This is a genomic window from Okeania sp. SIO2F5 (assembly GCF_010692685.1).
Lineage (GTDB): Bacteria > Cyanobacteriota > Cyanobacteriia > Cyanobacteriales > Microcoleaceae > Okeania > Okeania hirsuta.
Genome location: NZ_JAAHGU010000057.1, coordinates 1 through 12733, shown reverse-complemented (window position 1 = coordinate 12733; position 12733 = coordinate 1). Strand labels below are relative to the sequence as shown.

Here is a 12733-nt window from a genome sequence, read left to right as displayed (position 1 = left end):
TGACTCCTCGGTGCATTATATGATGTCCGGATCATGAGCAATCAAAAAGTTTTTGTTTGTAGTAGAGCTTTAATTAAACTATTCAACCGGACATGATATTACGCCAGAAATTTTCAATAGAGTGATTCACCACAAATAGAAAATATTGCAGGGCATAAATAAATTCGAGAGACACACCTAACACTTTCAGGTGAATCTCTCTAAAATCAAATATTTGTAGGTATCATTAACAGGACTTACCCATGAGGTAGGAAAAACTAGGATTTGAGATTGCTTTCCGTTCCGGACTGCTACGCAAACCCTGTCGGTCGCAATGACGAAAATACGTTGTAGTGTGTAAGTCCTGATTAAATTAGGTTTTATAGAGTGAGAAGTTGCACCTGAAGCACTTAGGTTTATGCTTCGCGTTTGCGAGTTAATGCACCTAATGAACCAACGGTTAATAATCCTAAAATTGTACCCGGTTCAGGGACAGTTTCAGGGATAGTTGTAGAAAGAGAGGTAAAGGTAACGGTCGAAGCGCCTATATCTGCAACTCCAGAAAAGGGATCACGAGCACCTGCTGAGCTTAAAAGAGCAGCTCCAATAAGCTCTGGCCCAGTTGGTGTAATAACAGGAATAAGATTAAGAAATAACCCTTCAGTCTCATTGTTAGAGTTAAACAATAAGCCATCAATTTCCCCCCCAACAACAATAAAAGTATTTGCAGAAGGTTGGTTTATATCTGTAAAAATATTTAGGGGAAGATTATATCCTAAGTCAGGACTAGAGGTAACTATAACTGAAGTAGCTAAAAAACGATCATCGCGAACAGGTGATTCAATTAATTCAATAGTACCTTCAACAGTACCATTGACTGCACCATTTACATTACTGAAAGAAAACCCAAAAGTAGCAGCACTAGCCGCAGAAACAGCAGTAAAAGTAGTGATAGCAGCGCCAACAGCAGCGATTGAAAAATGTTTAAACATAATTAATTCCCTTGTAAAACTTATTTTTATTGACTTAAAGGTTAGTATACCCCCCCCATGAAATTTCCGCAACTCCTTGTGACTATACTTTACAAAATCTTCAAAAATGACGATGGTATTTTTAGTGGTTAAAATCAGTGGAATTAATTATGAGATAGGGGTTTGAAGTGTCTAGCTATGCCAAGAGGGATTATGAAGTTTTGATGAAGCTAGATTGGATAGTGTATCCGGGAAGTTTTGGAGTCCTAAGATAAAAGTCTGATTAAAAATCTGAGATTCTTGCTGATATAAGGCAACTAGACCTTCATGCACGGGATCAAGATGCTCCCACTGACCAACAATTGAATCTTAACAGACGACTACTTTTGATTGCTTGGTGCGTTACGGCAGAAATTTTCCAGAGAGTGATTCAACACAAATATGATTACTGCCAATTTTGATTGCTTGGTGCGTTATATCATGTCCGGTTGAACAGTGATAAATAAATAACTACGGAGTCCTCAGGAGTCAACCCACCCCTCGCCCCTCCCCCGATCGTGGAGGGGAAGTCAGGAGTCAGGAGGGAAGAAAGAAGAAGGAAGAAGAAGAACTGGAGTTGAAGGAGAGAGTTTTCTGATCACTAATTATCCGGATATGATATTACGGCAGAAATTTTCCAGAGAGTGATTCACCACAAATATGATTACTGCCAATTTTGATTGCTTGGTGCGTTACGGCAGAAATTTTCCAGAGAGTGATTCACCACAAATATGATTACTGCCAATTTTGATTGCTTGGTGCGTTACGGCAGAAATTTTCCAGAGAGTGATTCACCACAAATATGATTACTGCCAATTTTGATTGCTTGGTGCGTTACGGCAGAAATTTTCCAGAGAGTAATTCACCACAAATATGATTACTGCCTAACGCACCCTACCTAACTACCTAACTTTTTACACTTACTTAGGTCGAAACGCTATTACTCCATAAGCATCAACAGACAAATATTTTGATGCCGCCTGTTGAATATCAGACGAGTCGAGTGCCTGAATATGTTGAGGATAACTGAGCGCAGGTGCTAAGTCTCCCACTATTGAGTGATAGTAACCATATAAATTAGCTCGATCGCTCGGTGTCTCATTGGCAAAAATAAACCTATTAGCAACTAATGTCCGAATACGTTGAATTTCTGTTTCTGTCACCGACTCTTGTTGAATAGTATGTATGTGGTGAGCGATCGCTGCTTCTACTTCAGCTAAATTTTCTTCTGGCAACCTAGCAGAAATATAGAAAACACCTTGATGACGATGACTCATATTACTCACACCAATAGAATAAACCAAACCTCGCTCTTCCCGTAAGTCACGCACCAGGCGAGATGTTTTCCCTCGACTCAAAATAGTTGCCAATACATCTAAGGCATAAGTTTCATGTAATTGAGTTAACCCAGGTACTCGCCAAAGCATCATTAACCTTGCTTGTTGAAGAGCTTCATCAACTACTTCATGGCGAACTATTTTTGTAAAAGGTTGCTCTGGGGTTAAATTATTTGTGGGTGGTAGTGGAGGTATTTCTGGAATATTTTTGCTGTTTTGTGCTTCGGTAAATGAACTGGCGACTATATCAATTAATTCTTCTACTGGTAAATTTCCGACTACAGTGGCAGTCATAGAACCAGGTTGATACCAAGTCTGATGAAAGTCGCGCATTTGTTGGGGTTGCAGTTGAGAAACAACTTCAGCAGGACCTAATACCGGACGACGATAGGGTAATTTTTCAAAGGCGGTTTCAATCGCTTTTCGGTAACAACGACGGTTAAGGTTATCATCTGAGCGCCGAATTTCTTCTAGTACAACAGACCGCTCTCTTTCAAAAGGGTCATCTGCAATGCTGGCATTTAGGAGTACTTCCCACTGCAAAGGTGCTAATTTGGCAAAGTCTTTAGGAGCAGTGGTAATGTAAAAATGGGTGTAGTCTTGGCTAGTGGCGGCGTTCATTACGGCACCTTGTTGTTCTACTAAGCGTTCAAATTCACCACCACGGAGTTTGGGAGTGCCTTTGAAAATTATATGCTCAAGAAAATGGGCCATACCATTGATTGGTTCGGATTCAACTGCAGAACCAACGTTTAGCCAAATATTGAGATTAACTGCTTCAACTGGTAGGTATTCGGCAATGATAGTAAGTCCATTTGGTAGTTGGTGGATAGTAGGGGCGTTGAGAGATTCGAGGGTTGGTTGGACTAGGGTTGAGGTCATTCTTGATTTTTTCTGTGGTTTACCTTTCTCAATATAGTGACATCTCCTCCAAAAGAGGGAACAGGGAACACCGGATCTGGGAACAGGGAGAAATAATTCAGGATTTACGCATGAACGCTATTGGTAGTGTGTGTTAGCGGTAGCGTCACCCACAAAGAACTATATCTATGGTCAGTGCGTAAGTCCTATAGCAGAGGGAAGAAGTAAGAAAGAAGAGGGAAGAGGGAAGAGGGAAGGGAAGAAGGAAGAGGCAAGAGAGAAGAGTGAAAAATATTGCTTTGTCTGAGTTTTCAGCTTTTGCTCTGTCGGTCTCCTTTCCTTCGACTGCTTTGAAGAAGGCAGCTATGCTGAAGGTCTAATTGCTTATGGATAGTCAACAACCGGCCACTCCATGTCTACAAACCCCAGACAATTTTCACCACCCCCGTTGATGGCAGGGCTAATTCTTTGTCGTCAGAGAATATTAAAGCAGTTTTGGAGTTGATGAGGTACGAAATTTTAGGACTTTCGGGAGTAGGGAGTAGGGAAAAGAGTAGGGAAAAAAAGATAAATCCTGGAAGCGGTACCTCATTCTCCTAAAAAGTGCTGTAATATGAAATACAAAAAATTGTGCAAATATACAAATTTCCCTACAGTCCCCACACTCCCAATCTCCCTATCAATTTTTCTAAGTGTGACAATAAACTGTGACAATAAATTGACCCTGTGTTGACAAGGGGGGAAACCGGAAGTCCCCCTTTTTAAGGCGGATCTAGGGGGATCGTTGATGTACCTCATAGGGGTGAAAAGCGCTATATAGCGTTTCTCAGTAAGCATGAGGTACACTCTTGTCTTTACTTCACTATTGCCTATTGCCTGTTGCCTATTGCCTATTGCCTGTTGCCTGTTGACTGTTGCCTGTTGCCTGTTGCCTGTTGCCTAAAGCCTAGAGTTTTGTACCTCACCAGCATGGTGATTGCTATATTACAACCAAATATTAGGAAATATTGATTTTCCTATCTCTCTGAACGACTTATTTATCGTCCTGGCAAATTGAATATGCTCCTCATCTTTTTCTACGGGAATAATATTAGCTTTCTGTCCTAATTTAAACTTATCTACTACTAAGTTAGCTGCTTCTAAACCTGTTACATAAGCTTTTTCCTGAGACCATGAACCGTGACGATTAACAATCCAATCTCCACTCATAAATACATTGTCAAAACTTGTTTTAGCAGGGAGTAAATATTGATAACTTCCAGGAAAAAAGTGAGTGACTGCTTCTCTAACTCTAACCACACTTTGGTCAATAATTTCTGCTTCTATAAATTCTGGAATACAAGTTGCTAAATATGTCTGTACCATTTTAATAATTTCCCCATCACTTAAAGGCAAAAACTGATTAGCATGATAAAAATCTACTTCCACAACTGTTCCTGGTTCATGGCGAAATTCATCATGTAAAGCATTCAAATCAAAAAAGGTCCAGCCTGTAGTTGTATCAAATCCAAAACAAGCATTAGAAGCACGAGGAATTGAAATTTTTCGGTCGAACCATAATCTGGTTCCTAATACATCAACTCCACCTAAATTATTAATATTCCTAAATTCTTGACGACTTTGCAGAGCTTCACTCCCTGCCAGAATCTTTTTCATTCCACTAATACCAACAGCAAAAATTACTGCATCTGCTTCAAATATTTGGTCTTCACAAACAACCTTTGTTGCTTTGCCATTATCATCAACAATTAAGTCAGTAACTCGCTGTTTTGTCAGAACTTTGCCACCCAAATTTTCAATATTTTCTACCCAAGGTTTAAATATCATTTCTCCTACAGTTCCCCGACACCAAACAACATCAAAATCTGGTTGGTGAGCTAGGATAAAATAATATAACATTCCCAATGCAGCAGCAGCCGAACATTGTTCTCCCGGAGCAAATAAACCAACTAATAACATGGCGTTAAAAGCATCATCATATAATCTTTTAGTCACGCCATATTGTTTGAATAATTCTCTCGCTGTTACTGCGTCGTATCTTCGCCAAGCTTCATCCGAATTATCAAAATCTATCACAGAATAAAGCAGTGGCAGAGCAGAAAGGCGATCGCTCAAAGGTAATCGTTTAAATTGAGTATAAATAAAAGTACCAAGAGGTGTTGGAAAAGGTGGTAAGTCTTGAAAAATAGGTGATTCTACCTCTAACCCAGCAGGAGAATATTGAGCTGAACGAGTCCAGGGAGTGAATGGATCGAGGTTTAGCTTCTTGACAAGAGAAAATATGTTATGGTAAGGATACCAAAAACCATGTATGCCCACTTCTACAGAACGGCCTCCGGGAGTTTTCCAACCAGCGACTAAACCACCGGGATAAGGGCCAGCTTCTAGGAGTGTAACGTCATAGCCATTTTTGGCTAGGTGGTGAGTGGCTCCTAAACCAGCCCAACCAGCACCAACTACTACTATTTTTGGAGTTTTAGTTCCTATTGTCATGCTACTTTTTTTAAGTCAAAAATTCAGTAATTTTTGTGGATTTTCTAGAGCCAATTTTCAGGCTAGTTTCCCAATTTTCTTCTAATTTGCTTAATTTTCTAGTAGTTGTCAAGGCTGTGCATATTTTGTGTTATAATTAAATAGTATTTACTTAGAAGTTGAATAACAAAGTTGATTACTTTAACTTACCAGTACAAGCTGAAACCAACTCAGCATCAAGAGGCAGAAATTAATCACATTCTTGATGTCTGTAAAAGTGTATATAACTATGCCTTAAGAAAACGAAAAGACTGGTTAAATTCGAGAAAATCATCAATTAGTAGTTGTTCAATTATTTCTGAGTATATTATTCCTGCTGATGCCCCTTATCCTAATTACAATCATCAAGCAAAAAACTTAACAATAGCTAAGAAAACTAATCCTAGATTAAAATCAGCAAATGCTCAGGTTTTACAACAAACTTTAAAACAATTAGACAGGGCATTTTCTGAGATGAAAAGTTTAGGCAAAGGCTTTCCAAGATTTAAGAAAAGGATGAGAAGCTTTGTCTTTCCTGCCATGCTGAAAAATTGTCTGGGTTGCGGTAGATTCAAGTTACCTCAATTGGGTTGGATTAAATTAAAGCAGAGTAGGCCATACCCGGAAGAAATGGTGGTTAAACAAGCCAGGATAGTCAAAAAAGCTAGTGGTTATTATCTGATGATTACCTTTACTTCATCAGAATCAGTCCCAGATAATCCAGTAGGTGAAAGGTCATTAGGCATTGATGCAGGAATAGAATCTTTTGTAGCTACTTCCACTGGAAATTTAATCAAATATCCTAAATTTTTATTGAGTTCACTGCGCGAGCTGAAATTGCTGCAAAGAAGACTTAAGAAGAAAATAAGAGGTTCAAATAACTGGTTAAAACTCCAGAATAAAATAGCTAGACTACATGAAAAAATAGCTAATACTAGACGTGATTGGCATTTCAAACTAGCTCATCAACTTTGCGATTTTACAGACAATATTTTTGTTGAAGATATGAATTTTAAATCTTGGTCTCAAGGTATTGTTAGAAAACAATCCTTGGATTCTGGAATTGGTCAGTTTATCAACGAAATATTGCCTTATGTTTGCTGGAAACGAGGTAAGTACTATTACAAAGTTGACAAGAATTATACCTCTCAAGAATGTCCGTTATGTGGGCATATACAGAAAAAGAAACTGTCTGATAGAAAACATAATAGTAGCAGTTGTGGTTATCAAGTGAATCGGGATGTAGCTGCTGCAAAAGTAATTAGAAAAAGAGGATTAATAGCGGTAGGGCATACCGTTAACAAAAAAGCTTGTGGAGACGGTCTGGCGGGGGTGCAACTCAGCTTGTTTGATTTGTTACCTAGTTAAGAGTCTGAAACAAGAATCTCCCATTATAATCTTTGATTTAACGGTGAGAGTGTCAATATTTACTCGTTAATTAAAAAAACAGAATAGTAAATATCACAAAACCTGTATAAAGTCAAGAAAATAAACATTAGTGTCATACTCAACCCAGAACAGCCGAGAGCTGGATCTGAAGACCTTATTTCCATTTGAACTAGACAACTTCCAGAAAGAGGCGATCGTCGCCGTAAACGCTGGAAAATCCGTAGTTGTTTGTACCCCTACCGGCTCAGGCAAAACTCTAATTGGAGAATACGCCATCTACCGTGCCCTAAGTCGCGGACGACGAGTATTCTATACCACACCCCTCAAAGCTCTGTCAAACCAAAAATTGCGGGACTTCCGGGACAAATTTGGAGCAGACAAAGTAGGGTTAGTCACCGGAGATACCTCCGTTAACAGGGAAGCATCAGTCCTAGTAATGACTACAGAAGTCTTCCGCAATATGCTCTATGGCACCCCCATAGGAGAAATAGGCACATCTCTAGAAAAAGTAGAAGCCGTAGTCTTGGACGAATGCCACTACATGAACGATCGCCAACGAGGCACAGTATGGGAAGAATTAATAATTTATTGTCCATCAGAAATTCAACTATTAGCTCTCTCCGCTACAGTAGCCAACAGCGACCAGCTTACAGATTGGATCAATAAAGTACATGGGCCAACTGAACTGATTTACTCTGATTTTCGGCCAGTACCTCTCCAATTTAATTTTTCTAACAGCAAAGGTCTATTTCCTCTACTGAGCAATAACCAAAAAAGAGTAAATCCCTTGCTCAAGCCTAAAAATAGAAGAATAGGCAGAGATAGAAGAGAAAAACAACTAGAACCAATCTTACCAACAGTTTTATCCCAACTTAAAGAGCGGGATATGTTGCCAGCTATCTACTTCATATTTAGCCGTCGAGGTTGCGATCGCGCAGTGGCAGAAATAGCACAAGTCAGCAATCTTACTTTGCTGGACGAAGCAGAAGCAACTAAACTGCAAAACCTAATTCAAAAATTCCTCACTCGTAACCCAGACTTAGCTCACTCCAAAAAACTCGAACCCCTAAGCAAAGGCATAGCAGCTCACCATGCCGGAATGTTACCAGTTTGGAAAGGATTAGTCGAAGAATTATTTCAGCTAGGTTTAATCAAAGTAGTATTTGCCACTGAAACCTTAGCTGCTGGAATTAATATGCCAGCTCGTACTACTGTAATCTCTAGCCTCTCCAAACGTACGGATGAAGGTCACAGACTGCTAAAACCATCAGAATTTCTGCAAATGGCAGGTAGAGCTGGACGACGGGGGATGGATGTTCAAGGTTACGTTTTAACTGTCCAGACTAGGTTTGAGGGTGCGAAGGAGGCATCTTATTTAGCAACTTCAGGAGCTGACCCCCTAGTTAGTCAGTTTACTCCTAGTTATGGCATGGTGCTGAATTTGCTGCAAACTCATACTTTGGAGGAGGCAAAGGAGTTAGTCGAACGTAGTTTTGGTCAATATTTATCTAGTCTTTCCCTGGAAGCAGAACGCATAGAGATTGAGCAAAAGCAGGCAGAGTTAACTTCTTTGCAAAATAAATTAGGGATTTATGAACAGAATGATTTGGTAAATTTAGAGCAGTTGCTGAGAGATTATGAGAAGATACGAGAAAGAGTAAAAGAAGAAAAACGACTGCTGAAAATTTTGCAAAGGCAAGCGGATGAAAATCGCATTAAGGAGATGTCTTTGTCTTTGTCTTTTGCTCTATCGGGAACTATTATGAGTTTAAAAGGAAAGCACGTTCCTACTGCGAAGAGGTCTGACGCTAAACCTATTGCCGCTGCTTTAGTAGCTAAAATTCCTGGTTCTGGTCAGTCTTCTTACTATGTGTGCTTGGGTAAGGATAATCGATGGTATGTTGTAGCAGCAATGGATGTTGTCGGTTTACACCCAGATGTACCTCGGTTAGTGGCGGTAGAACAAATGGAGTTGCCTGCTGAGATAGATTTTAGGTTAGGGCAATGTCGTAAAGGAGATGAAATTTATCTGAGTTTATCTCAACAAATTCCAGAGGTACCTCCGCCAATAGATGCTCCAGAAGTTTTGGTACAAATGCAGAAAGTAGCAACGGTGGAAGTAAAGATTCAGGAACATCCGCTGAAGGAATGGGGAAGTCCTCGTATTTTGTTGAAGGGTTGGCGACGAATGGGTATGTTGGAGATGGAAATAGGCGATCGCCAAACTGAGTTGGAGGATAAGTTGGCTCGTCATTGGCAGGAATTTCTCAATCTCATTGAAATCTTGCAATATTTTGGCTGTCTGCATGAGGTAGTGCCTACGGAAATTGGTCAAGCTTGTGCAGCGATCCGAGGTGACAATGAATTGTGGCTTGGTTTGGCGTTGATGTCTGGTGTCCTAGATTCACTCGACCCTCATCATTTGGCAGCTGCTTGTGCTGCTTTGGTGACGGAGATTAGCAGACCTGATAGTTGGTCGCGTTATGATTTGTCTATGGAGGTAGAGGATGCTTTAGGTGGTTTGCGTAGTTTACGACATCAGTTATTTCAGGTGCAGCGTCGGTATCGGGTAAGTTTACCTGTTTGGTTAGAGAGGGATTTGATTAGTTTGGTTGAACAGTGGGCACTGGAGGTGGAATGGCAGGTGTTGGTGGAAAATACGAGTCTGGATGAGGGTGATGTTGTCCGGATTTTACGTCGGACTCTGGATTTTCTTTCTCAGATTCCTCATGTGCCTCATTTATCTGATGTTTTGCGACGGAATGCTTATCGGGCGATGCAGTTGATAGACCGTTTTCCTGTTAATGAGGAAGTTAAGTAATTGTTGATGTTTCTAGGGGTTAAAGTGGCCTAGATTTTAAGAAGGAAGAGGGAGGAAGCAAGATGGAAAAATCTTGCGTTGTCTGAGTTTTAAGCTTTTGATATGTCTGCGCCTTTTCCTTCGACTCCTGTTAATATTGTTGTGTATTGGTTGAATAAAAAGTCATGCGTAGGTGCGAGGAACTACTAATGATTACATAGTACCATGATTTTTTTGGGGATACAAGGGGAAATTCTTTTCGTTTTTTTGGAGCTTCACAGAATGAAGATTAATTATAGCACTAGGCAAATAGTTAAACTAAACAAACCCATTTCCAGTTGCCCTTTATAGAGTCTGCTTGTCTTCAGAACCGGACGTGAGACTTTCACCTCATCACGGCTCCTCTCCTAAACGTCCCTTGTCATGGGTACACCCTTAAAATTCCACTTTGGATTTAATGAGTCCTATGGTTCACTGCTTTTAAATCCTTGGCAGTCTTAACAAATATTGACAACACGGACTAAAAAATAATATAGGATTTACATAACGATATCAAAGCTATTAATTCTGACTCTTGTACGTTGCCAATTCGACTGCTCCCCTACCTGAGTCCTACCTAACTAATAAATAACCAAGCGATTTGTAGCAAACATTTATCAAATTGGTATAAGACCACCTTTTTCAGAGATATCTTTATGGGCACTTCACTTTTAGCAGTTAGCCCCAGACTCAAAAGTTACTTACTGGTCTGGGGAACAAATCAAGCCTGATTAAATTCTAAACCATGATCTTTAGCATAACGCTCCATGAACCGCATAAAACGGTCCCAATCTTCTTTAGATTTCATCACATAAAGTCCCTCTAGCCCTTTCGGCTCACCATTGATAAATTTGGCCTTAACTTCGCGACTGGTAATTTGGCCTTCTTCATCAATCATATACATTCCTGTAATATCTTCAGTAACATCTTGGCCTAAAGCCTTAGGATTCTCAAAAATAAATGTAGCTGTTCCTTGATTACCGCTACGAGAACGGGTTAGACGTACTTCTGGTATAGCCTCTTCATCAACACCTTGAATAAATTGAATTGCAGTCATCAGTATCTTTTTAATCCTTAAGCAATCGTTAAAGTATTATTATAAACACAATCTGATCGAGTTTCACCGAAAAACTGGGTAGTTACGCCTTCCCCTTCTAGGGGGACTTTTGATTTGATTTGATACCCACAAATATGCTATATCATTGTTAGTTGAAAACGATAATAATTAAAGCCAGGTACAAATATCGAATTGATTCAACAGTTGGACAAAAACACCGATTAGCAAAGCTATTTGGTTGTGTCCGCACAATCTGGAACGATAGCCTAGCTTGCTATCAGGAAAAGTATATTTTAGGTGAGAAAAAACCAAGTAACTCTGAACTACAAAAACTCTTTATTACTCAAGCAAAAAAAACAGAAAATAGAGAATGGTTGTCAGAAGTTTCTGTAGTCCCATTACAACAATGATTAAATGATTTAAACCAGGCTTACCAAAACTTTTTTAGTGTACGGACCTTGCATGCAATGTCCCTAGGTAAAAGAAAAGGTAAAGCGATTAAACCTCCCAAATTCAAAAAGCGAAGGTCAAGACAAACTGCTAGGTTTACCTTAAGAGGTTTTCAAGTACATGAAGACAAAGTATACTTAGCGAAAATAGGGTTTTTCAAAGTAGTCTGGTCAAGACCTTTACCAGGATAACCATCATCAGTAACAGTCATCAAAGATGCAGCTAACAGATATTTTCTGAGTTTTGTCGTAGAAATTCCACCGCAAATACTACTAAAATTTAGAAATTCAGTAGACATAGATTTAGGAATCAAAACTTTTGCCACATTCAGTAATGGTGAAAAAGTAGATGCGCCAAAACCATTAGAGTTGTTGGGAATTAAGCTAAAAAAATGGCTAAAACCGTTATTGGTCAAAGTTTATAGCGTTTTTCAGCTCTAGAATCATGAAAAGCTTATTCTATAAGGTTTTGAGCATTGTTCAATTGTTATTTCCCAACAACTCTATTAAAAAAACGAATTAAAAAATATAGGAAATTCAGTAAATCATTATCTAAGAAAACTCAAGGATCTAAAAGATACGAAAAAGCCAGACTTAGGGTGGCTAAATTTTCCTAGGTCATGCTACGCAAACATGCCAAATTAAAAGACACTAGAACCGATTTTCTACATAAATTATCCACTGAAATAATTCGTGAAAACCAAACAATTATTCTGGAAGATTTGTTTGCGAAGCATTCCGAAGGAAACGTTTCTGGTATGATTAAGAAGCGGTGCTACCCCGCGACGACACCAGTCGCAAGCGGTCGGAACCCGGCGTTCCCGTTCCGGGATTGTAGGGAACGGTCTCCTCGCCATAGGAACGCCGACCAAGAGAGGGAACGCGCACCAAGAGACCGGAAATTGTCCAGATCCATAAGTGATTTAGGCTGGAGACAATTTCGTACCTGATTAGTTAGAAGGAAAAGCAGAAAAGTACAGTCGTGAGCTAAGAGTAATTAGTTGTTGGGAGGCGACTACCCAAGTGTGTTCATGTTGCCGTTTTCCTGGTGGGAAATTAGACCTGAAAGTAGGAGAATGGGAGTGTCTGGGTTGTGGAGCTAAACACGACCAGGATGAAAATGCAGCAATATAGCAATGAGCGCTGGCATCTTTACATGTTACATAGATATTTGCAATGTAATATAAAAGTAACTGTATGAGCTGTATTTTTCATAAATTAGGCGATCGCTAAACCTTAAAGTTTTAAGGATGTCTGTAATGGTATTGATAATTTACAGTTTATAGCTTGAAATTGTTTAC

9 protein-coding genes and 1 pseudogene are annotated in these 12733 nt (G+C 39.5%); 5 read left to right on the top strand and 5 right to left on the bottom strand.

What is annotated here, in order from left to right:
- Positions 1–395 precede the first annotated feature (395 nt).
- The 3 genes from F6K27_RS18065 to F6K27_RS18055 form a co-directional block, all read right to left on the bottom strand.
- On the bottom strand, positions 396–971 hold the full coding sequence (locus F6K27_RS18065) for a PEP-CTERM sorting domain-containing protein (RefSeq protein ID WP_287277709.1): 576 nt from the start codon (positions 969–971) through the stop codon (positions 396–398).
- Between the two features lie 938 nt (positions 972–1909).
- Positions 1910–3208: a pitrilysin family protein gene (locus tag F6K27_RS18060; RefSeq protein ID WP_287277708.1), complete on the bottom strand. Its 1299-nt coding sequence runs from the start codon at positions 3206–3208 to the stop codon at positions 1910–1912.
- 963 nt (positions 3209–4171) lie between these two features.
- The gene (locus F6K27_RS18055; protein WP_287277707.1) at positions 4172–5680 is read right to left on the bottom strand and encodes an FAD-dependent oxidoreductase; all 1509 of its coding nucleotides are present in this window, start codon (positions 5678–5680) and stop codon (positions 4172–4174) included.
- A gap of 171 nt (positions 5681–5851) precedes the next feature.
- Here F6K27_RS18055 and F6K27_RS18050 point away from each other — a divergent pair, with 171 nt between their 5' ends.
- Complete coding sequence (locus tag F6K27_RS18050; RefSeq protein WP_124143042.1) at positions 5852–7066, top strand: RNA-guided endonuclease TnpB family protein; 1215 nt, start codon at positions 5852–5854, stop codon at positions 7064–7066.
- 130 nt (positions 7067–7196) lie between these two features.
- On the top strand, positions 7197–9908 hold the full coding sequence (locus F6K27_RS18045; protein WP_287277705.1) for an RNA helicase: 2712 nt from the start codon (positions 7197–7199) through the stop codon (positions 9906–9908).
- 739 nt (positions 9909–10647) lie between these two features.
- On the opposite strand, the gene psb28 is transcribed toward F6K27_RS18045, so the two are convergent.
- Positions 10648–10983 (bottom strand): photosystem II reaction center protein Psb28, encoded by a 336-nt coding sequence (gene psb28, locus F6K27_RS18040; protein WP_124143044.1) that lies wholly within the window; start codon positions 10981–10983, stop codon positions 10648–10650.
- Positions 10984–11135: 152 nt separating this feature from the next.
- Between psb28 and F6K27_RS33750 the strand changes: the two genes are divergently transcribed.
- Positions 11136–11393: a helix-turn-helix domain-containing protein gene (locus F6K27_RS33750; RefSeq protein ID WP_124143045.1), complete on the top strand. Its 258-nt coding sequence runs from the start codon at positions 11136–11138 to the stop codon at positions 11391–11393.
- 152 nt (positions 11394–11545) lie between these two features.
- Here the strand turns inward: F6K27_RS33750 and F6K27_RS33745 are convergent, their stop codons facing one another.
- The gene (locus tag F6K27_RS33745) at positions 11546–11848 is read right to left on the bottom strand and encodes a hypothetical protein (protein ID WP_124143046.1); all 303 of its coding nucleotides are present in this window, start codon (positions 11846–11848) and stop codon (positions 11546–11548) included.
- A gap of 204 nt (positions 11849–12052) precedes the next feature.
- Here F6K27_RS33745 and F6K27_RS33740 point away from each other — a divergent pair, with 204 nt between their 5' ends.
- Both F6K27_RS33740 and F6K27_RS18030 read left to right on the top strand, forming a co-directional pair.
- Complete coding sequence (locus F6K27_RS33740; RefSeq protein ID WP_353736010.1) at positions 12053–12382, top strand: transposase; 330 nt, start codon at positions 12053–12055, stop codon at positions 12380–12382.
- Positions 12383–12398: 16 nt separating this feature from the next.
- Positions 12399–12566: pseudogene (locus F6K27_RS18030) on the top strand (zinc ribbon domain-containing protein); the annotation flags it as partial.
- Positions 12567–12733: the final 167 nt, after the last annotated feature.